The organism is Rhizobium ruizarguesonis, from assembly GCF_012349115.1.
Taxonomy (GTDB): Bacteria; Pseudomonadota; Alphaproteobacteria; order Rhizobiales; family Rhizobiaceae; genus Rhizobium; species Rhizobium ruizarguesonis.
Window position 1 is genome coordinate 55,844 of the sequence record NZ_PQIG01000087.1, and the last position, 19,368, is coordinate 75,211.

The 19,368-nt window shown below is 59.4% G+C and carries 21 protein-coding genes and 1 pseudogene; 15 read left to right on the forward strand and 7 right to left on the reverse strand.

The window, feature by feature from the left end; translation table 11 throughout:
* Positions 1–55: 55 nt before the first annotated feature.
* From C3Y91_RS21100 to C3Y91_RS21135, 8 genes are all read left to right on the forward strand, one after another.
* Complete coding sequence (locus C3Y91_RS21100; RefSeq protein ID WP_130773468.1) at positions 56–280, forward strand: hypothetical protein; 225 nt, start codon at positions 56–58, stop codon at positions 278–280.
* 366 nt (positions 281–646) lie between these two features.
* Positions 647–3,046 carry an FdhF/YdeP family oxidoreductase gene (locus C3Y91_RS21105; protein WP_168575760.1) on the forward strand — a complete coding sequence of 800 codons (2,400 nt, stop codon included), beginning with the start codon at positions 647–649 and terminating at the stop codon, positions 3,044–3,046.
* A 19-nt stretch (positions 3,047–3,065) separates the two neighbouring features.
* A complete protein-coding gene (locus C3Y91_RS21110) occupies positions 3,066–3,671 on the forward strand; it encodes a c-type cytochrome (protein WP_168575761.1) in 606 nt (201 codons plus the stop codon).
* Positions 3,668–4,660, forward strand: a complete 993-nt coding sequence (gene coxB / locus C3Y91_RS21115) for a cytochrome c oxidase subunit II (RefSeq protein WP_130773474.1) — start codon at positions 3,668–3,670, stop codon at positions 4,658–4,660. Before C3Y91_RS21110 ends, coxB begins: the two co-directional genes overlap by 4 nt.
* On the forward strand, positions 4,657–6,570 hold the full coding sequence (gene ctaD, locus C3Y91_RS21120; RefSeq protein WP_168575762.1) for a cytochrome c oxidase subunit I: 1,914 nt from the start codon (positions 4,657–4,659) through the stop codon (positions 6,568–6,570). The genes coxB and ctaD overlap by 4 nt, the downstream gene beginning before the upstream one ends.
* A complete protein-coding gene (locus C3Y91_RS21125) occupies positions 6,567–7,169 on the forward strand; it encodes a cytochrome c oxidase subunit 3 (RefSeq protein ID WP_168575763.1) in 603 nt (200 codons plus the stop codon). Before ctaD ends, C3Y91_RS21125 begins: the two co-directional genes overlap by 4 nt.
* Entirely contained in the window at positions 7,166–7,477 is a 312-nt protein-coding gene (locus C3Y91_RS21130; protein WP_130773480.1) for a hypothetical protein, read from the forward strand. Before C3Y91_RS21125 ends, C3Y91_RS21130 begins: the two co-directional genes overlap by 4 nt.
* A gap of 83 nt (positions 7,478–7,560) precedes the next feature.
* Positions 7,561–7,968: a c-type cytochrome gene (locus C3Y91_RS21135; RefSeq protein WP_130773482.1), complete on the forward strand. Its 408-nt coding sequence runs from the start codon at positions 7,561–7,563 to the stop codon at positions 7,966–7,968.
* Between the two features lies 1 nt (position 7,969).
* On the opposite strand, the gene C3Y91_RS21140 is transcribed toward C3Y91_RS21135, so the two are convergent.
* From C3Y91_RS21140 to C3Y91_RS21150, 3 genes and pseudogenes are all read right to left on the reverse strand, one after another.
* Positions 7,970–8,812 carry a c-type cytochrome gene (locus tag C3Y91_RS21140; protein WP_343227737.1) on the reverse strand — a complete coding sequence of 281 codons (843 nt, stop codon included), beginning with the start codon at positions 8,810–8,812 and terminating at the stop codon, positions 7,970–7,972.
* A gap of 253 nt (positions 8,813–9,065) precedes the next feature.
* Positions 9,066–9,641, reverse strand: a pseudogene (locus C3Y91_RS21145) (thiamine pyrophosphate-binding protein); the annotation flags it as partial.
* Positions 9,642–9,956: 315 nt separating this feature from the next.
* Positions 9,957–10,328: a response regulator gene (locus C3Y91_RS21150; protein ID WP_130773488.1), complete on the reverse strand. Its 372-nt coding sequence runs from the start codon at positions 10,326–10,328 to the stop codon at positions 9,957–9,959.
* Positions 10,329–10,579: 251 nt separating this feature from the next.
* Here C3Y91_RS21150 and C3Y91_RS21155 point away from each other — a divergent pair, with 251 nt between their 5' ends.
* Both C3Y91_RS21155 and C3Y91_RS21160 read left to right on the forward strand, forming a co-directional pair.
* The gene (locus tag C3Y91_RS21155) at positions 10,580–10,879 is read left to right on the forward strand and encodes a hypothetical protein (protein WP_130773490.1); all 300 of its coding nucleotides are present in this window, start codon (positions 10,580–10,582) and stop codon (positions 10,877–10,879) included.
* A complete protein-coding gene (locus C3Y91_RS21160; protein WP_245495592.1) occupies positions 10,879–11,040 on the forward strand; it encodes a hypothetical protein in 162 nt (53 codons plus the stop codon). Before C3Y91_RS21155 ends, C3Y91_RS21160 begins: the two co-directional genes overlap by 1 nt.
* A 224-nt stretch (positions 11,041–11,264) precedes the next feature.
* On the opposite strand, the gene C3Y91_RS21165 is transcribed toward C3Y91_RS21160, so the two are convergent.
* Positions 11,265–11,792, reverse strand: a complete 528-nt coding sequence (locus tag C3Y91_RS21165) for a DUF4142 domain-containing protein (protein WP_130773492.1) — start codon at positions 11,790–11,792, stop codon at positions 11,265–11,267.
* A 188-nt stretch (positions 11,793–11,980) separates the two neighbouring features.
* Entirely contained in the window at positions 11,981–12,757 is a 777-nt protein-coding gene (locus C3Y91_RS21170) for a cytochrome c oxidase assembly protein (protein WP_130773494.1), read from the reverse strand.
* Positions 12,758–12,986: 229 nt separating this feature from the next.
* Between C3Y91_RS21170 and C3Y91_RS21175 the strand changes: the two genes are divergently transcribed.
* The 3 genes from C3Y91_RS21175 to C3Y91_RS21185 all read left to right on the forward strand — a co-directional run bounded on the left by C3Y91_RS21175 (position 12,987) and on the right by C3Y91_RS21185 (position 14,976).
* Positions 12,987–14,156, forward strand: coding sequence for a zinc-dependent alcohol dehydrogenase (locus C3Y91_RS21175; protein ID WP_168575764.1), 1,170 nt, complete (start codon positions 12,987–12,989; stop codon positions 14,154–14,156).
* A gap of 56 nt (positions 14,157–14,212) precedes the next feature.
* The gene (locus C3Y91_RS21180; RefSeq protein ID WP_130773498.1) at positions 14,213–14,473 is read left to right on the forward strand and encodes a hypothetical protein; all 261 of its coding nucleotides are present in this window, start codon (positions 14,213–14,215) and stop codon (positions 14,471–14,473) included.
* Positions 14,474–14,562: 89 nt separating this feature from the next.
* Entirely contained in the window at positions 14,563–14,976 is a 414-nt protein-coding gene (locus C3Y91_RS21185; protein ID WP_246780209.1) for a gamma-glutamylcyclotransferase family protein, read from the forward strand.
* A gap of 621 nt (positions 14,977–15,597) precedes the next feature.
* Here C3Y91_RS21185 and C3Y91_RS21190 read toward each other — a convergent pair.
* Positions 15,598–16,623: a sensor histidine kinase gene (locus C3Y91_RS21190; RefSeq protein ID WP_130773500.1), complete on the reverse strand. Its 1,026-nt coding sequence runs from the start codon at positions 16,621–16,623 to the stop codon at positions 15,598–15,600.
* Positions 16,624–16,820: 197 nt separating this feature from the next.
* On the opposite strand from C3Y91_RS21190, the gene lov reads away from it, so the two are divergent.
* The gene (lov, locus tag C3Y91_RS21195) at positions 16,821–17,858 is read left to right on the forward strand and encodes a blue-light-activated histidine kinase (protein ID WP_130773504.1); all 1,038 of its coding nucleotides are present in this window, start codon (positions 16,821–16,823) and stop codon (positions 17,856–17,858) included.
* A 27-nt stretch (positions 17,859–17,885) separates the two neighbouring features.
* Here the strand turns inward: lov and C3Y91_RS21200 are convergent, their stop codons facing one another.
* Positions 17,886–18,707 (reverse strand): DUF1206 domain-containing protein, encoded by an 822-nt coding sequence (locus tag C3Y91_RS21200; RefSeq protein ID WP_130773506.1) that lies wholly within the window; start codon positions 18,705–18,707, stop codon positions 17,886–17,888.
* Positions 18,708–18,908: 201 nt separating this feature from the next.
* On the opposite strand from C3Y91_RS21200, the gene C3Y91_RS21205 reads away from it, so the two are divergent.
* Entirely contained in the window at positions 18,909–19,220 is a 312-nt protein-coding gene (locus C3Y91_RS21205) for a DUF982 domain-containing protein (RefSeq protein ID WP_018068007.1), read from the forward strand.
* The last annotated feature ends 148 nt before the right edge of the window (positions 19,221–19,368 follow it).

A 19,368-nucleotide genomic window follows, 5' to 3' on the forward strand; every position in this document is an offset into this window, starting at 1 on the left:
TGAGCCGGCTTCTGTTCCGCTGCTTTGAAGTTGCATGCGTCTATCGAGGATCGTCTTGAAGCGGACCGAGCTTCGGCCCATCCCTGAACACGCTTTGGCAAGCGCCGAGCGGCTGCATCCATGTTCGGCCCGCTTCAAGACGATCGTCGATTCCGGGTTCCTGGAGATTTTGGACGGCATCGACGACGAACTTGGCGCCTCCCGGCATCGGCAAGTGTGCGGTCGAACTGATCCGGGCGTCTCAGAGCAACGATCAAAAGTGACGGAAGCCGGGAGCTGACCATCGGGAATCGCCCGACAAAAATGAGTGGCGATGGCTAAACGCGGAACTCTGCTCCTTCGCGGAGGTTTGGATTTCTCCAACGCGGATGCCTTCAATGTCAACGCCAGACTCCGACCAGCAAGAAAGCACGATATCGAGACGTCTCGACCGCAACATCGAGGCGCTGTGAAGCGGCGCGACCAATCGGGGAACAACCTGTCCTTTCTGGAGTTTGGCATGCGTGCCAATACCGGGAAGGCGAAGCGCATCACGGCAGATCCCAACCGTTGATCCGACCTCTCGGTGCCAGGACCGGATGCGCCAGCGTCAGCCGACGGGCCAGGGTGTTGGCAATGCAAAGTAACCATCAGGATATTCCAGACCATGACAGCTAAGCCCAGAAAAACACCGAGGATCGGATTTGACAGTGGGCCGGCGGGCGGATGGGGCTCGGCGAAATCGGTGGGGGAAATTCTTCTGCGCGAACATATCCCGGTCTCCGGCCCGGCGCTCTTGGCGCATCAAAACAAGCCGGAAGGATATATGTGCGTCAGCTGCGCCTGGGCTAAACCCGCCAAGACCCATCCACTGGAATTCTGTGAAAATGGTGCCAAGGCGACAGCCTGGGAGACGACGAACCAACGGGCTGACCGGGCTTTTTTTGAAGCACACACGCTGAGCGAACTCGAAGGCTGGCGCGACCACGATCTGGAGGAACAGGGACGCCTGACCCATCCGATGCGGTGGGATCAGACAGCTGATAAATATGTTCCGGTTTCGTGGACTGCCGCCTTTGAGGATATCGGCCGCGAATTGCGCGCGATATCACCGGAAAAGGTGGAGTTTTATACCTCGGGCCGGGCTTCGCTCGAGACCTCCTACATGTATCAGCTTTTCGCCCGCATCTTCGGCAGCAACAACCTGCCCGACTCCTCCAATATGTGTCACGAGAGCTCGTCCGTCGCGCTGCCGGAAAGCATCGGCGCTTCTGTCGGCACGGCGGTTCTTTCCGATTTTCAAAATTGCGACTGCATCTTCTATATCGGCCAGAACGTCGGGACGTCGTCACCGCGGCTGCTGCACGACCTTCAGGACGCGGTCGACCGTGGGGTGAAGATCGTAACCTTCAATCCGCTTAGAGAACCAGGGCTGCAGCGCTTCATCAATCCGCAGGCACCGGGCCAGATGCTGACCGGCAAGGAGACGCCGATTTCCAGCGAATATTACCAAGTCAGGAACGGCGGAGATATTGCGGCGATGTTCGGCGTCTGCAAGGCGTTGATCGAGGCCGACGATGCCCTCCACGGCTCCGGCTTGAGCAAAGTTTCAGGCTCCGACGCGAAACCGGGCGATCCTGCCAATGCGGCAGCCGTTGCTTTTGCAGCCTCGATGCGGGCGGTCGACAGCAAGCACGTCCTGGACCATGATTTCATCACCGAACACACATCCGGTTTCGACGAGTTCGCTGCCGCCGCCAGACGCTATGAATGGCCGGAGCTGGAACAGATATCCGGCCTGACGCGCGCGCAGATGAGACATGCCGCCCGCACCTATGCCGCTTCGGATGCCGTTCTCATGGTCTACGGGATGGGATTGACCCAGCATGTAATGGGCGTTCAGAACGTTCAGATGGTCGTCAATCTCGCCTTGTTGCGCGGCAATATAGGCAAGCCCGGGGCCAATATCTGCGCGGTGAGAGGCCACTCCAATGTCCAGGGCCAACGCACGGTCGGCATCACCGAAAAGCCGGATCTTGCGCCACTGGCCAAGCTGGCGGAACTCTATCACTTCGATCCGCCACGCTGGAAGGGGCATACCACCGTCGAAGTTTGCAAAGCCATTCTTGGTGGAGAAAGCAGGGCCTTCATCAGTCTCGGCGGCAATTTCCTGCGCGCTGCGCCCGAGACGACGGCGATGGAAGCTGCGTGGCGAAAGCTGCGTCTCACCGTGCAAATCGCCACCAAGCTCAATCGAAGCCATGTTATCCACGGCGAGATCGCCTACCTTCTGCCATGTCTTGGCCGCTTGGAGATCGACAAGCAGGCCAGCGGCCCGCAGGCGGTGTCGATAGAAAGTTCGCTGGCGCATTTCCACGGCTCGCGGGGCAGGGCGACACCGGCCAGTCCCGAACTATTATCTGAGCCGGCCATCATCGCCGGAATGGCGAAGGCTACGTTGACGCAAGGCAACGTGCCTTGGGATCACTGGGTCGCGGATTACTCCGAAATCCGTGATGCGATCGAGCGCACCTATCCGGAAACCTTTAAGGGGTTCAATCAGCGGCTCTTCCAACCCGGTGGTTTCCCGCGGCCGCTGCCGGCAAGAGAACGCCGGTGGGTAACACCGAACGGAAAAGCCAACTTTATCACGCCGCCACGCCTGTTTCCGCAGTTCGAAACCGTCGGAGACGAACAGGTCCTTCATCTTGCGACCTTGCGCTCAAACGACCAGTTCAACACGACGATCTACGGCTATGGCGATCGCTTCCGTGGTGTCGACGGCACCCGTCGCGTGGTTTTCTTGAACGCTGCCGATATTGCCCGACTGGGCTTTGTCGACGGAGACCGCGTCGATCTCTTAACGGCTATCGACCCTGAGACCAAGCGCATGATCTCCGGCTTCCGGATCGTCCCCTATGATATTCCGCGGGGGTGTTGCGCAGCCTATTATCCCGAAGCCAATCCGCTATTTCCGCTCAGCCACCACGACGAGAAGGCAAAAACGCCGGCTTATAAGCTATTGCCAGTGCGCCTCAGCCGGTCCGACGCGGCGCCGTTGGAATAAAGACGCAAAGGATCAGGCGATGCCGCAGACGATCTGGAAGGGGAGGCTTGGCTGGTATTCGAGCATCCTGGTTTCAATCCTTGGCATCGTGGTCGCCACCGCTGTCGGCTGGCTGCGGGAGGCAAGGCAGTATCGCGTCGATCCGCCGGTATCGGCAGCGCTCGACGAAATCCGGCTGATGGAAAACGGTATTGGTGGGGCACCACCCGAAACTTATTTTGCTCTCAACAAGCGTTATGAGACAAGCGGCTACCACCTCAGTCAGGGCAAGCGGCTCTATGCCTGGTTCGGCTGCCCTGCCTGTCACGGTGACGGCAGAGGTGGGGCTGGTCCTTCCTTCCTCGACGGGTGGTGGCTTTATGGCCCTTCGATGATCTCGATCGTCGCCTCCATCCGTGACGGGCGACCGCATGGGATGCCGGCCTTCAAAGACAAGATGACGGTTGACCAGATCTGGCAGCTCGCCGGCTATGTCAAGTCGATCGGATCCTATTCCGCCAGCTCTGTCGCCCCCGGCCGTGATGACAATCGATACACGCGACCGGCCGAAAACCGGGCGCCCGCCGCCATATTTTTCGAGCAGGGCCCAGTCCCGCTCCATACTGAGCAGGGGCCATCACCGTGAAGGTTTTCCATCTGCCGCTCGGGCTCTTGATCGTGCTTTCCGGGTGCAGCAGCGTCCAATCGGTTCTTGACGCTCAAGGTGAGGCGGCTATCGCGCTGAAGAACCTGATCATCTTCATTGCGCTGGTGGCGGCCGCCATCTGGCTCGCGGTAGTGAGCGTCATGGTATTCGCGCTGGTGCGCCGCAACGGCCAGACCGCAGGCCACGATCACCGGTCGGAGCGGGCAATGACGATTGCCGTGGCGACGGCCACAGCCGCCACCGCCGTCATCGTCGGCATCCTCACGGTCGCAAGTTTCTATACGACACGCGCCTTGAACAGTGGTGGAGACGCCGATGTGACGATCATCGTCCGGGCGCAGCAATGGTGGTGGCAGTTCATCTATACCAGTCCGGATCAAAAGCAGCTATTCCAGACGGCGAACGAGTTGCACATTCCGGTCGGCAAAACCGTCCGACTTCGACTTCAGGCAGCCGACGTTATTCATTCCTTGTGGGTGCCGAGCCTCGCAGGCAAGTTGGATCTTATCCCGGGGCGGGAAAATATCCTGACCTTGCGGGCCGAAAGGCCGGGCGTCTATCGCGGCCAATGCGCCGAATTCTGCGGGCTTCAGCATAGCCACATGGCCTTCGTCGTCCTCGCCGAAGACGATGCCGACTATCAGCATTGGCTGGCCGGGCAGCAGCTGGACGGCGCAGCGCCGAGCGCAGCCGAGGCGATCGCCGGCCAATCGGTCTTTCTGGCAAGGCAGTGCGCCGCCTGTCATACGATCCGCGGAACGCCGGCGTCGGGATCGACCGGACCCGATCTCACTCATGTCGGAAGCCGCCGCACCATTGCAGCCGGCCTGCTCGAGACCACCCGTGGCTCGCTCGCCGCCTGGATTGCCGATCCCCAGACGCTGAAACCCGGAAACAACATGCCGATCGTGCCGCTGACGGCCGATGAGCTGCGGCAGCTTTCCGCCTATATGGAAAGTCTGCGATGAAACAGAACCAAGCCTCGGCCGTACCGATCGACATCGAACTCGCCGACGCCGAAGTCGAGCGCCAGCTTGCCGCTACTTGGGGTGCGGTTCCAGGCTTCTGGGGCGTCGTCGCATCCGTTGATCACAAGGTCGTTGCCCGACGTTATATCGTGACGGCTTTCATCTTTCTCATCCTCGGCGGATTGTTGGCGCTTGCCATGCGCCTGCAGCTGGCGCAGCCGGAGGCACGATTGATCAGCCCCGATCGCTACAACCAGATTTTCACCATGCACGGGACTAACATGATGTTCCTCTTCGCGGTGCCGGTGATGGAAGCCATGGCGGCTTATTTCGTTCCTCTCATGGTCGGCACACGCAATATCGCCTTTCCCAGGCTGAATGCCTTCTCCTACTGGATGTTTCTCTTCGGGGGCATTCTTCTCTGGCTGTCTTTTGCCCTCGACACCGCCCCGGATGTCGGATGGTTTGCCTACGTGCCGCTGTCGGGGCCCCAATATGGACCTGGCAAACGGGCCGATATCTGGGCGCAAATGATCACCTTCACTGAGGTCTCGGCGCTCGCTGTCGCCGTTGAGATCGTCGTCACCGTCTTCAAACAGCGTGCACCAGGCATGTCGTTGGACAAGATCCCCGTGCTCGTCTGGGCGATGCTCGTCATGTCGTTCCTCGTCATCATGGCCCTGCCGGCAATCATGTTCGCCAGTTCGACGCTGATCCTAGACCGCCTGGTCGGAACTCAGTTTTATAATCCGGCGGAAGGAGGCGACGCACTGCTGTGGCAACATCTGTTCTGGTTCTTCGGTCACCCCGAGGTCTACATCATCTTTCTCCCAGCCGTCGGAATGGTGTCGACCATTCTGCCGGCTTTCGTCGGGCGCCCGCTCTTCGGTTACATGCCGATGGTGATGGCGCTGATTGCGACCGGCGTGCTCTCATTCGGGCTCTGGGTGCATCACATGTTCACGGTTGGATTGCCCCGGCTCGGAGAGAGCTTTTTCACCGCGTCCAGCATGGCCATTTCGGTTCCGGCGGGTATCCAGATCTTTTGCTGGCTGGCGACGATGTGGGCGGGGCGGCCGGTCTTTCGAACGCCACTCCTATTCGTCATCGGCTTCATCGTCACATTCGTGATCGGCGGCCTGACCGGCGTCATGGTGGCCTCGGTTCCCTTCGACACCCAGGTGCACGACACTTATTTCGTCGTCGCGCATTTCCACTACGTGCTGATCGGCGGCGCGGTCTTCCCGTTGATTGGCGCCGTCTACTACTGGTTTCCCAAGATGACCGGCCGGATGATGAGCGAAACCCTGGGCCACTGGTCGTTCTGGTTGATCTTCATCGGTTTTCACCTGACGTTTTTTCCAATGCATATACTCGGACTGGTCGGCATGCCGCGCCGCGTCTACACATATCAGCCCGAGCTTCCCTGGGCCGGTTTGAACCTTTTCATCAGTCTGAGCTCGGTCGTCCTCTCACTGGGTTTTCTCGTTTTCTTCATCGACATCGTCCGTAGTTGGCGAAGCGGACTGCCGGCTGGGTCCAATCCCTGGAATGCAACGACCCTGGAATGGGCGACATCGTCGCCGCCGCCGCCCTATAATTTTCGTCGCATTCCTGTGATCGATGCACGCGAGACCCCTTTGCCCGACGATGGTGAGCTGTCCGTTGCAAGCGGGCTGAGTACGGATCGCCGGGAGCTTCTGGTGACCAGCGTTGTCGAAGCGCTGCCGGAGGCGCGCGAGTCGTCGCCGCGTGACAGCGTCTGGCCGCTATGGGCGGCCATCGCCACCTCGGTCATGCTGATCTGGTCGATGTTTTCACCCTGGGCCGTGGTCTGGGGCTCCATTCCAATTGCAGCCACGCTCATTGGATGGTTCTGGCCCAAGGGCAACCCGGAGGATGAGTCATGAAGGATCGGATCGTGCTCGACGTCTCGAGACTGCCCTTGCACGGGATGGGTACCGCCTCACCGACCTGGTGGGCAACGGGAGCATTCATGCTCATCGAAGGATCGGGCTTCGGTTTGGCGATTGCCGTCTATTTCTATCTGATGAGCCTTGCACCGCAATGGCCGATAGATGCGCCGCCACCCGACCTGCTGGCCGGTACTTGCCTGACGGGGCTGCTTCTTGTCAGCGTGATCCCCAACGTGGTGGTATCGCGTTGGGCCAAGCAGAAGAAACTGAGGAGGGTGCAGATCGGTCTCGTGGTGATGTCGCTCTTTGGCCTTGCCCCGCTTGCTGTGCGCGTCTTCGAATTTCCGGCTCTGCATATTAGTTGGGATGACAATGCCTATGGCTCAATCGTCTGCACCCTGCTCGGGCTGCATACAACGCATATTCTTACCGATCTTATCGACACGCTGGTGCTGACATGTCTGATGTTTTCCCGGCACGGCGACAACGCTCGTCGTTACGGCGACGTTCAGGACAACGCGCTTTATTGGAACTTTGTGGTCATTACCTGGCTTCCGCTCTACCTCTGCATCTATTGGGTGCCTCGCCAATGAATGTCGCAGCAGCAAGAATATCCGGATTGACGTTATCGCCGGCTGCCTGGGCGGCAAGCAGCCAGCTGGGACAGATGCTCCCCTACGCCGATTGCGACATGGGGACTGGCTGGATCATATTCGTAACCTTTCTGGCGGTCGCGCTGGCGCTCGGCGGCGCGCTGATTTCATGGCAGAGCCACGTTTCGACGGCCTCGCGTAGTGCCCGCTTTATCAGCAAAGTCGGGGTTATGGTTGGATCCACCTTTTCCTTTGCGCTCATTCTACAGGGAGCAGCGACGTTGCTGCTGAATCCATGCGCACGATGATCAACGTCATCCTGACGATTCCTGCGGTGTGGTCGTCGACATGGCGATCTCGCGGAGCAATGCCGTAGACAGAGGAGGCGCCCATGCAGGTCGCTTACACTCGCCTTAGCTATGTCCTGGCCGGCCTCGTGGTGGCGCTGGCCTTGATCGGTGTCGCAGCAAATTTTGTCAAGGACCGGGAGAGGCGGCAGGCGGTCGCGATCGCCTTGACAGCAGGCGATCCCACGCGGGCGCCTGAGATTTTCCGCCGCTACGGATGCGGGGGATGCCACCTCATCCCGGGCGTTCCCGGCGCCGACGGGAAGGTCGGCGGGCCGCTGACGGATCTGCGGCAACGCGTCTATGTCGGCGGTGTCGTTAACAACACGCCGGAAAACCTGGTGCAATGGATTGTTTTTCCGCAACGCTTTTCGGCGAATTCGGCCATGCCGGCAACTGGGATTTCCGAGGCCGAGGCAAGGGATCTCGCCGCCTATCTCTATGGGCAGTAACTCAAGGATGCGGGGTCTGCCGAGGCGGCAGCGACTTGACGTAACGCGCAATTTCATCGCGATCGCCTTGCGGCAGCTGTGCACTGTTGACGACGACATCCGCCATCGAGGAGCCGACCCGGCCATGGTCCGGCGTCTCCCCGGTGCTGAGCATGAGGGCGATCTGCGCCTCGGACCACCTGCCGATCCGAAGCGGCGTGATGTTCGGCACAAAGCCGGTGCCCTCGGGGTCCGGCCCTCCGGCAAAGCGCGTCGACGGCTTGATGGCGCCGAATATGTTCCGGGTCGAATGACAGTCGGCGCAGTGGCCGAGCGTTTCGACCAGATAAGCGCCGCGATCGTCAGCGGCGTCACCACCGATCGTCGCCTCGGACCTGCCCTCGTGGAAGAACAGCAGCTTCCAAAATGCCAGACTACGGCGAAATCTGAAGAGCAGCGGCAGGTCGTGCGGCGGGGGGCGCCCAGCCACCGGCGGCAGCGTCCGCAGGTAGGCGTAAAGATCCCTCACATCGTCGAGCGACATGCCGGTGTAGCTCGGATAGGGGAAGGCCGGATAATAGTGCTCACGATGGGGTGAGACGCCGGCAATCAACGCATTGGCCAGATCGGCGACCGACCATGACCCGATGCCGTCGATGGGATCGGGCGAGATGTTCGGTGGCCTGAATATCCCGAACGGCGAGGCGAGAGCAAGACCGCCGCCCAGTTTCAAACGGTCTGGCTGACCAGGGGTCGCGTGGCAGGAGGTGCAGTCGGCGGCCAGAAAAACCAGTTTTCCTTTCGTTGCGTCGCCTGCCGTCATCGCGGCGGTCTTTGGATCGAAGCGCGCATCAGCGTCGGTGATGTAGCGAAAGAGAAAAACCACGATCAGGATAGAAACGAGAAGGCCAGCGATCGCTCCCACCGGTATGGACGCCAATAGCCGGCGCAGCCGATGAGCCGCGGCGCGAAGATTGCCATCGCTTGAAGACAAGCTTTTCACAATGCACTTTCCATCAGCTCACGCGAGAGATCGGGCCTCCACGCTTCAAGGGATGCCCGGCAAGTCGGTGGTGTTTTCGGACATTTCCTTTTCCCCTTCTCCGGCCGCCATACATGCGAACGGCGGTCGAGAATTCGCCGAGCTGCATGCTGAATCCGCCATCGCCGATGACCGCGTAGATCGGCCGTTCCGGATCGGCAACACCGGCGGCTATCGCATAGGGCAAGCCGGACGCCATCGAGGCGAGCGCACCCGACACGGTGAACTGGTTTCTCGTGCCGAGGTCGATGTGGCGCGCTGCGAGCTCGGTGTTCTGGCCGGAATCGGCCACCAGGACACCGTCACCGGCGACGTGCCTGTCGAACGCTCGAACCACGGCCTGCGGCTTCAAGGGACTGCTTCGGTCCGCCTCCATCTGGTCGAGCTTGGCGTCATAAAGACCCGTCAGCAGATGCGTGCCGCCCGGGCCCGACGTTGCAACGCAAACGCCGAGATTCCCGGTGAACTTGGCGTAGGCGCTCGCCATGAAGGCGGCCGATTCCTCATGCCGGACCTGGATGAACCGGATCTGATCCTGGCGCTTGCGCAACGCCTCCATGATCCCGTTGATGCCGTCTCCAGGAAGACCGAAGATGACCTTCACGTCCCACTCGATCAGCGTGTCTATCAATATATCGGCGGCATTGGGCATCGAACTCGTTCTCTGCTTGTCAAAGACCGCAAACCTCTGCCGCAAGGAAAGGTTCCGGGCTCGCGTCCTTGGAAAAGCGCAGGCCGGCATCCGAATATGCCAGGCAGATCCGCCACGGATGCAGTCACGTACTGCGCGCCAGCGCGTAGAGGCTTTCCCGTCTCGCAACAGATGGTGTTAAAAATCGCCCGCAGACTGAGGTCAGCTGAATCAAGGGCCATGTGCCTTTCCTGGTATAAAGGCTTCGAATTATGCAGCGACCATCATGAGGTCCGCACACGCTGAGCGCAACGCTGCGTACGCAAACGCATGGATCTAGTGATAGTAACCCGCACCGGGTCCGAACAATGCGGCGACGATCGCGTTGATGTCGGCGGGGCGATTGCTGAGGACAAAGCCGGCTGAGAGCACTTCGCACCGATCCCCTTGAGCGAAGACGAAGGGTATTCGCCGCGTCTCAAGCCATTCGTTCATCGTCAGCATCGCCTGGTCGGAGAGGGTAACGTCGATGATCGCGGCGTCGCACGCCAAGGTTTCATTTGAGCTATGCATCACGACCACATCGACGCTGCTGATGACGACCACGGCTTGACGGGCGGCCCATGCTTCGCTGACGCCGTCTGAGAGAAAACCGGGGCCTCCGATGATGACGATCGTCTTTCCAGCGACCGGACTGAGCGATTTCATAGCGGACGCCTGCAAAAGTCGTTTGGACCGTGATCATGCCGCCGTATTTCAGGCCGCTCTGACCGGCTGTGGGTACCATATTCGAGCTTGCCATACCATGTTCATTTAATCCGCCGAACACGATCGTGCCGGGATGGTTCCTCCGTCGACGCCAAGGTGAAAGGGGTCGGATTCGTACGCTTCCGCACCAGCGGTTGAAATCGAAAATCTGGAATTTTAGGATCGTCTTACATGCCTGGGAGGAACACGATGTGACGCAGCGCTCTGGAATTACGAAGCCGGCTCTGCAGCCTGGTGATATCGCCATGTTGCAGGCCGTTTTGCGGGGTTGGTGTCTAGAAAAATCATGTGGGATTGCCAGTCCGGCGGCGCAGCATGTTGCGAGGGAACTTGTATCCTGGTTCGAGTGCGGCATTCGAGACCAGCGCAAACTCAGTGGCCTGATGCGATATATGCATATGGATTTCAATAGCGTATCGAACTCGACGAAAGCACCGCGTTGCGAAACGCTGCGGCCTGCCGTCGATATTGGCGAAACCAGTGTGCTGTGATGGACAGACTTGTCTATTTCAAAGCGATCGCCGCGAATCCGGCCACGCTCGATGCCGTGTGCCGTCCGATATCCGGCGCTCATGCGTTTGCTTCCGACGATGCGCGCTTCGATGCTGTCGATCGCCAGAGCCGACGACGAGTGTTGGCACAGGATCGTTGATGAGCTCCTGCAGCTTCGCGCGACAATGGTTGATCTGAAGGCCGGCCGGAGCGGAGGGATTTCCCATTGAGGCGCCTAAGATAATCGCGGGCCGGACACTCTTGATCGTCCTGCGTTATCCGGCCGACTAACTTTCAAGAGGGAGGAGGGTTCCTGGAGAATCTCCGCCTTCTCCAAATCACGGAGATGCTCCATCTCCTTGTTACAAGCGCAACCGCAGAAGACTATTTGTCAAGGCCTTCCGCCATCTGCAGATGATGTTCAAGCGCAGGCTTCGTGCTTGCCGCCCAAGCTTTCAGCTCCGGATTGTCACCGCCTTCGCCATAGCGCTTGAAGAGATCAACCGCGTCCTCGTGCGCGGATTTTTGATCGGAATGATACTGCTTGATGAAATCATCACCTTGAAGGCCCTTCAGCTTGTCGAGCATGTCCTGTTGAGCGCTGGTCATAGCGGCTGGCAGCTGCGCCTGTACCTTGCCGCCGGAAATCAGCGCCTTGAGCTCGCTGCTCGTCTTCTCGTGATCCGTCACCATCTGTTGGGCAAAGGCTTTGGTTGCAGCATCGCCACGCTCGAGTGCCAGCTTGCTGGATTCGATCTCGAACATATCGCTGGTGGCGGCCTCCTGCACGAAGTCAGCAGTCTTCGGTGCAACACCGATTAGCGAGTTGACTCCGGTCTTTTCCGCGGCTGATTGGGCCATGACGGGTCCAGCAAGTGAAATCGCGATTGAGGCGATGATGATTTTCTTCATGGTCTGGTCTCCTGGTTGGTGGCATCAGAACTTCAAAAGCGCCAAACTGTTCCCGGCCCGCTCAGCAATTGTCATGGCGCTGGCCTTATGAGACGCGAACGGCATGCCTGCCGTCGTGCGGTTGCGCGAAGAGACCACTGCGGCGCGGCGCTGCTTCGGCAAAGTGCTCGCCGACCATGCGACGAAGCCTAACGCGGCAATCTCACCGCGACTGGGTTCCGTCCGGCCACGAGCCCACCGCTCGGCCGGGTGATGGCTTGAGCGATCCTGAACAGGAAGGCCGCGGCAAAGGGCAGTGATGCGGGAATCCACATCAAAAGGCCTGCGAGTTGCTGATCTTCAAGCGCCGACAGGCCATAGGCCGGCGCCGTCTGGAAGTGCGGACTGAACAGAGGATGGGATGCAAAGGTCAGGTACGCCCCGAGCGCCGTCATCTGCAGAAGGGTTGCAGCACAGACCACAAGTGCGCCGCCTGAAGGCCGTCGAGCATCGAGGATCTCCTTCCACAGCCACGCCGCCGACAGCAAAAGCGGGATTTCCATGATCCAGTACGGAAAGCTTCCCGAGAGAGCCCAGGCGTAGGGCAGGGGCAAATGCCATAGCCAGAGCATCGTCGTGTGAAAGACGAATATGAAGATCGACGGCACTCGATCCAGAAGCATCGTGTGGCTAAAGACAAAGCGCCACGCGAGCGGCGCAACGAGCGATATCAGTACGATATGATGAACTGCCCTGGCCGAGAACAATGCTGAACTGAGCGCACAAAGCGGGGAAACGAAGACGACAGCGAAAAGAGCGACGGCGACAAGCCACTGCCCGACGCGCTTGTCCCGACGCGCCGGCAGCCAGGTGAACGCCGCCGCAATGCCGATCGCAAGCAGCAGGTAGGGGTCGAAGTTCCAGTCCGACATCAGCAGCTGAGGTACCGGCGCGCTGCCACAGTAGGGATCAAGATTGAAGGTCATTTCATGCCCGCCATGTCGATTCGGCCGCTAAACAAGCCCAAGGCGGATTTGTTCCCGGCCAATGGATCCGTCTCGCTTTCTGATGGAACAACTCCCTCGGATCACGGTTTGGCTGTCTTGAGTTTCAAGCCCAGGGACGAAAAAGTCGTCTCGCGGACGTTTCCAAAACCGAAAGAGATGCAAGGCGGCGTGTCCGCTTTGCGGACGGGATCGAAAGGCGGAAGACGACATGAAAGCACTTACCTGGCATGGCAAACACGACATTCGATGCGAGAGCGTTCCAGATCCTCAAATCGAGGAAGGGCGCGACGCCATCATCAAGGTGACAGCCTGCGCGATCTGCGGGTCGGATCTTCATCTGTTTAACGGCGTGATGCCGGACATGCATAGCGGCGATATCATGGGCCACGAGACCATGGGCGAGGTCGTCGAACTCGGCAATGACAATAAAAAGCTCAAGGTTGGTGACCGTGTCGTGGTGCCCTTCACCATCGCCTGCGGCGAATGCTTCTTCTGCCAGCGCGGCTTTTACTCCGGATGTGAACGCAGCAACCCCGATCCGTCGAAGGTCAAGAAGATGTGGGGGAACTCACCTGCGGGCCTGTTCGGCTACACGCATCTTCTTGGCGGCTACAGTGGTGGTCAGGCGGAGTATCTGCGCGTGCCTTATGCGGACGTCGGCCCGATCAAGGTGCCGGACGGACTGACGGATGAGCAGGTGCTCTTTCTCTCCGACATCTTTCCGACGGGCTACATGGCCGCTGACTTCTGCAATATCCAGCCCGGGGACACGATCGCGATCTGGGGCTGCGGCCCCGTCGGACAGATGGCGATCAAGTCGGCCTTTATCCTCGGCGCCGAACGCGTCATCGCGATCGATACGGTGAAGGAGCGACTTGCTCTTGCCGAAGCGTCGGGAGCAACCACTCTCGATTTCATGGACGAAGACATCTACGACAAGCTCATGGAGCTGACCAATGGGCGCGGCGCCGACGCGTGCATCGACGCGGTTGGCACCGAAGCCGATCCGTCGGCGAGCTGGGACTCACGGCTAGACCGCATCAAGGTCGCTACGTTCATGGGAACCGATCGCCCCCACGTTCTTCGCCAGGCAATCCATTGCTGCCGCAACTTCGGCACGGTGTCGATCGTTGGCGTCTACGGCGGGTTCCTCGACAAGATCCCGATGGGTTCGGCGATCAATCGCGGCCTGACGTTCCGAATGGCGCAGACCCCGGTGCAGCACTACCTGCCGCTACTCATGGAACGCATCCAAAAGGGTGAAATCGATCCGTCGTTCATTATCACGCATCGTGCGACCCTCGCAGAAGGTCCTGACCTCTACAAGACTTTCCGCGACAAGAAGGACGGCTGCATCAAGGTCGTTCTCAAGCCGTAGGGAAAGCCGCGGACGTCCTGGATCGCCGCCGGCATTGAAGAAAGGTCCGATCGATCATGCAGAAGAAATCAAACGATCCTATCGAAGACCGGAATAAGTTGCGCCCACCGGAGATGGAGCTCGAGCCGATCGGCTCCGAAGGTGAAGAGCCTGGTGCAGTTGTCGGCAAGCGCGTTAAAGCGCGGGCCGGCCGTCCTTCGGCGAAATCGCCTGCGACGCGCCGCGCCCAGCCGGACAATGAACGGGTGGAAGGATTGCCCGAAACGGACGCAGCAGACAGCCTGGCAGCGGCGCCACCTGTGATGAAGCGCGACTGAGCGTCATCCTCCTCGGCCGGATGGAAACAGGCGATCACGATCGCTCCAATCTTTAGGGGATTAGCCGATAACGCATGGGGCTGGCCCGCATGACACCGAACCTTTTCGTTTTTGGAACTTTGAAGAAAGGCTTCCCTCTTCATGAGCAAGGACTTCCCCGCGCCAGGTTTCTTGGAATTTTCCAGACCCGGGAATGCTATCCGATGCTTATTGCCGGCCCTTGGTTCGCTCCGATGATGTTCAATGAACCGGGCATTGGCTATCGTGTCGTCGGTGAACTCTATGAGCCTGACGAGGATACGATGGCAAGGTTGGACCGGCTGGAATCGATAGGCATACCCGGCCACCTGCGAGTGATGCTAGACGTGGAACCAGTCGCCGGCGGGCCAATAAGTTCAGCGCTGGCATACATGAAATCGCGTCGGCTCGCTGACCCTGTTCACTCGAATTATCTGCGAGTCTATGAAGACAGGCGGTTTATTCCATTCCATCGGAGGGACTGAGACGCCTGCAGCTTGGCACGGAATGCCCCATAAGCCGCACCAATTGTTGGCGGCGAGGCAGACGGCCAGGGGCGCGGACAGCAGTTCTGCAGATGGCGCCTCCCAGTCCGCCGCCGAAATGCGTATCAATCCGCGGCTCAGAGCGACGACCCTTGGTTCGTTACGCAGTCGACACCGACGTCGCATGATAGCAGGCCAGCTCAATTCTTGATAAAATGAAGCCGGAGAATGGCTATGCTGGGGCGAAGGAAATGAAGCCAGCAAATATCAGGATCGCCGCGCTGGTTTTTACGATTGCTGTCTGAATCATTATCGTAATGGCTGTGATGGGCCTTTCTGATATCGAGACGCCCGCGTCACTTCTGGCACTCTGTAAATAGCCGGCTCCCTGAAGTCCGTTTGTGGCGATGATGAATCTTTCCGGGCCGGGTCTCTTGGATTGCTCATGGGAGGGCCGAAACGTCTTGCGCACCGCGCGCGAGGACAGCCGTTTACGATACCGGCAAGCAATCTCAGTCGATGCGCCCTCTTTCGATCCCATTCCAGCTATGGGAGGCCAACAGAACCAGCCGCATTTGGCGACTTCGGTATGGTTCCCCCAGTTTCGGCCCAGCATTCCACCTATTCCTCCGCGTCGGAATAGGTCTTGTATTGCAGCTTCTGGAGCGACGCATCGAGCTTCAGGATGAACCCTGTCGGCGCATAATCAAGAGCGACCTCTCCGAAAGCCGCGAGGCTGGAGTTGACGAGGCGCGTGCCGAACCCCTTGTTGCTCGGCGCCACCACCGCCGGGCCTCCGGCTTCTTGCCACCTGAAGTCCAGGCGCATTTCGCCCGCCTCGCTGCGCACGGACCACTCGATTTCAATCGTCCCGGTATCGACCGACAGCGCGCCATACTTGTTGGCGTTGGTGACAAGTTCGTGCAGCACGAGGGAAAACGAAAGAGCCGCCTGTGGCCCCAGTTCAACCGCAGGACCGCGTGCTTTGAAACGTCCTGACGCTTCAAGTCCAAGATTGATCGCGGTCGCCTCGACGATCGTTGCCATGGTCGTGCCCAGCCAGTTCTGCTGAAGCAAAATGTCGTGCGCCTTCGCATAAGCATTGATGCGTGCGGCGATCGACTGCTCCGCATCCTCCAGAGAGCGGGCGTTACGAAAGGATTGACTGGTGATAGCCTGAACGACGGCCAGCGTATTCTTCATGCGGTGAGAGAGCTCGTGCATCAGGACGCGCTGTCGTTCCTCATTCTCTCGCTGCTCGGTGCGATCTCTCAGAATCTTTACGAAGCCCTCGACGTCCCCGTTGTCCGACGTCAACGCCATCATCTGCCCGGATGCCCAGAACAATGAGCCGTCCTTGCGAACGTGCCAGCGTTCATCATTGCCGTGACCTTCCGTCAAAGCGGCGGCCATTTCCCGCTGGAGAATCCCGATCTGCCGGTCTTCCTCGGTGAAGATCATGGCCGCGGGCTGGCCGATAATCTCGTCCTCATCCCATCCGAGGATCCGGCGGGCGCCCTCGTTCCACGTGGTGATCAGTCCATCCAGATCCGTGGAGATGATTGCATACTCGATCGCGCTTTGCAGTATGGCTTCGAGGAAGCGCTCTCGTGAGCGGCTGGAACTGGAAAAGAGTTTCATGATCATATGGTGCGCCTGATCCTGCGGAGCTGCAAGGCTGATCGACCGTATCCTGCTTTAATAACGGAGGCCATCATGTGGGCCAAGATCGCGGGTGTGACACATCGCCCGGCAGGTGTCGGTGCCCACGAAACAAGCGATCTTTTTGGAAACAAAGATACGCGAGCCACGTTATCAGCCGACGTCTTTGTGAGCGTGGAAGCATGACAGGCCAATCAAGAAGAAAACTCCATGGAGATGTGCCTTCCGCATCGTCAGATGCAGCCTTCGCAGATCGGAAAGAGTTGGCAGCGATCGCGTTTGAACGCACGAGAATGCCGATGGTCGTCACAGACGCGCGTAAGCCGGACCTGCCGATTGTGCTTGCAAACAAGGCATTCCTTGAACTGACAGAGTATGCTGCCGAAGAAGTGCTGGGCCGCAACTGTCGTTTCCTGCAAGGTCCAGCCACATCGCCGATCGCCGTCGCTGCAATTCGTGCCGCGGTCGCCGACGAGCGTGAGATCAGCGTCGAGATCCTCAATTACAAGAGAAGCGGAGCGCAATTCTGGAACCGCTTGCATCTCAGTCCCATTCATGGGGATGACGGAAGGATCCAGTATTTCTTTGGCTCTCAAATCGACATGACGGAGTATCGGCGGATCGAGGCACTGGAAGCCTCCGAGCATCGCCTGCTGATGGAAGTCGACCACCGATCCAAGAACGTCCTGGCAATCGTCGACAGCATCGTCCGTCTGAGCAATGCCGATGACCCCGCGCTTTACGCCGCCGCTATTCAACACCGCGTGCAGGCGCTCGCCCGTGCCCATACCTTGCTTGCTGCACGCGGATGGGCAAGCATTTCTCTTGAGGAACTCATTCGCCAACAAGTGACGCCGTTCGCAGCCACCCGCGCTATTTTCAGTGGGCCGGACATCCGAATGCCTGCACCCGTCGTCCAGCCCCTGGCGCTCGTGCTCCATGAACTCGCTGTCAACGCGGCCCATCACGGTGCACTTTCCGCTGCGCAAGGCAGGCTTTCAATCAGTTGGAAGCCCAGACCGTTTGGGGCCGGCTTTAACATTCGGTGGCAGGAGGTGGGCGCCCCCACTCCACCCAAATCGGCGAAGCGAGGTTTTGGTACGGTGATCGTCGGCGCAATGGTCGAAAAACAGCTTAAAGGACGTCTCGAGAAAACCTGGTCGGATGAAGGACTGCTTATCGACATTGAGGTCCCGTCTGCCGGATCGAGCTCCGTGTGACGGCGCTTTGTCACAGGGAAAGCGATGTCAAGAACCCGCCATCGGGATCGAACGCTTGGCGTCGGCTATCGATGGGCTGCGAACGACACGATACCGGGCCTCGACGAGATTGTAGATTCCGAAAGCTGCCAATCCCATGGCGACGGCGACGTAGAGAAATGATCCCAGTGGAAGCTGGCGAAGCCATTCCAAGGCATCGCCCATGCTGCCGGCTTGCCCAGGATCCACCCGGAAACCTGCATAGGCGAACAGTATGCCGGTAATCGCGAACACCACGCCGCGGGCGACGAGACCGTAGATGCAAATTAATGTCACGATTTCGCTCTGGCCAGGTAGCTGAAGATAGCGCTCGAACTTCCTGCTGATGCCCTTAGCGGCTGTGAGGACTCCGCCGAGGATGAAGCCAGCCCCGACGGCGATCGCAAGGTAGGAACCGAAAGGCTGCGACATGACCCATCCAGCCAGATCCTTCTCGCCAGAACCTTCACTGCCTCCACCCGTGAAAAGGGCTTTTCCAAGTGCATATCCGGCAAGCCCTAGATAGGTGATGGCACTGCCGAGGAGAGCGGCCCGGATCGCTAACGCCTTTCCATTCCTCCCGTGTCCGTCGCTATCGGCTAGCGACTGCGCCAGCCTCCACGCAACAAATCCCAAAAGACCGATGCCGATCAATCCGACCCAGACGCGGCCGAGCGGCTGCTCAAGAAGTGTCGAAAGCGCAGACTTTGTTTCTGGCCGACCACCAATGAGGCCTGAGAGGAGGGCAAGCCCCGCGACGAGGAGAAAGACGACGCCGCGCGCCACGTAGCCGCCTTTGGCGAGCACATCAAATCGAATTCCGTTGGTCATCAGCCGTCCCTGCCAGTTCGAGCGTGCGACATTAACGCGCGAACTCTCTGAAAGTTTGGAGACCCGCAACGATGCACCCACAGAACGGGGAGATCATTCCGTGGCGAGCCAACGCGCCAAGCGAGATGGCTCTTGAACGACCGCCCACCACCCCCAATATCATTTTCATCAGGACCATTGGTGGCATGAAAGGAGGAAAAGATGCCGCTGAACGATGTTCCATGGACGCGGCCGGTGAGAATCCGGCTGCAGTGCGGTTTGGAGCGCACATTCACAGGCGCATACGACGCCTTGGACTTTCTCGAGAACGAATGGCCGCTGCGTCATGGAGAGCGTCATGAACGAGCGGTGAAGACGTGCCGGGGCGCCCTCAACGGGGCCATTCCTACCATCGTTGCGCGCGAAGCCTTCGTGGCGGCCTGTCTCGAAGCCGGCATGCCGTTTGTCCTGGCCCCGTGGAAGAGAAAGCCGACGACGCATCCGGCTCGGCCAGAGCGTTTCGTTGCCAATTAAACAGAAACGATGACCTCGCCTCCGATGAGGCGAGGTCTGGATCAGGGCACCTTTCCTCGAAGCTCGCCAGACAAACGCCCTGATGGAACTTCGAGCTGCCAGCCGGCATTTCGCTGTCGGGGCTGCTTTCGGGAACGACCATGGCCAG

Coding starts and splice junctions, on each gene's coding strand:
- C3Y91_RS21110 (WP_168575761.1), top strand. CDS start 3,066: ATGCCGCAGACGATCTGGAAGGGGAGGCTTGGCTGGTATTCGAGCATC.
- C3Y91_RS21190 (WP_130773500.1), bottom strand. CDS start 16,623: ATGATCATGAAACTCTTTTCCAGTTCCAGCCGCTCACGAGAGCGCTTC.
- lov (WP_130773504.1), top strand. CDS start 16,821: ATGACAGGCCAATCAAGAAGAAAACTCCATGGAGATGTGCCTTCCGCA.
- ctaD (WP_168575762.1), top strand. CDS start 4,657: ATGAAACAGAACCAAGCCTCGGCCGTACCGATCGACATCGAACTCGCC.
- C3Y91_RS21150 (WP_130773488.1), bottom strand. CDS start 10,328: ATGAAATCGCTCAGTCCGGTCGCTGGAAAGACGATCGTCATCATCGGA.
- C3Y91_RS21175 (WP_168575764.1), top strand. CDS start 12,987: ATGAAAGCACTTACCTGGCATGGCAAACACGACATTCGATGCGAGAGC.
- C3Y91_RS21135 (WP_130773482.1), top strand. CDS start 7,561: ATGCAGGTCGCTTACACTCGCCTTAGCTATGTCCTGGCCGGCCTCGTG.
- C3Y91_RS21130 (WP_130773480.1), top strand. CDS start 7,166: ATGAATGTCGCAGCAGCAAGAATATCCGGATTGACGTTATCGCCGGCT.
- C3Y91_RS21185 (WP_246780209.1), top strand. CDS start 14,563: ATGACACCGAACCTTTTCGTTTTTGGAACTTTGAAGAAAGGCTTCCCT.
- C3Y91_RS21105 (WP_168575760.1), top strand. CDS start 647: ATGACAGCTAAGCCCAGAAAAACACCGAGGATCGGATTTGACAGTGGG.
- C3Y91_RS21200 (WP_130773506.1), bottom strand. CDS start 18,707: ATGACCAACGGAATTCGATTTGATGTGCTCGCCAAAGGCGGCTACGTG.
- C3Y91_RS21125 (WP_168575763.1), top strand. CDS start 6,567: ATGAAGGATCGGATCGTGCTCGACGTCTCGAGACTGCCCTTGCACGGG.
- C3Y91_RS21160 (WP_245495592.1), top strand. CDS start 10,879: ATGGACAGACTTGTCTATTTCAAAGCGATCGCCGCGAATCCGGCCACG.
- C3Y91_RS21205 (WP_018068007.1), top strand. CDS start 18,909: ATGCCGCTGAACGATGTTCCATGGACGCGGCCGGTGAGAATCCGGCTG.
- C3Y91_RS21170 (WP_130773494.1), bottom strand. CDS start 12,757: ATGACCTTCAATCTTGATCCCTACTGTGGCAGCGCGCCGGTACCTCAG.
- C3Y91_RS21165 (WP_130773492.1), bottom strand. CDS start 11,792: ATGAAGAAAATCATCATCGCCTCAATCGCGATTTCACTTGCTGGACCC.
- C3Y91_RS21180 (WP_130773498.1), top strand. CDS start 14,213: ATGCAGAAGAAATCAAACGATCCTATCGAAGACCGGAATAAGTTGCGC.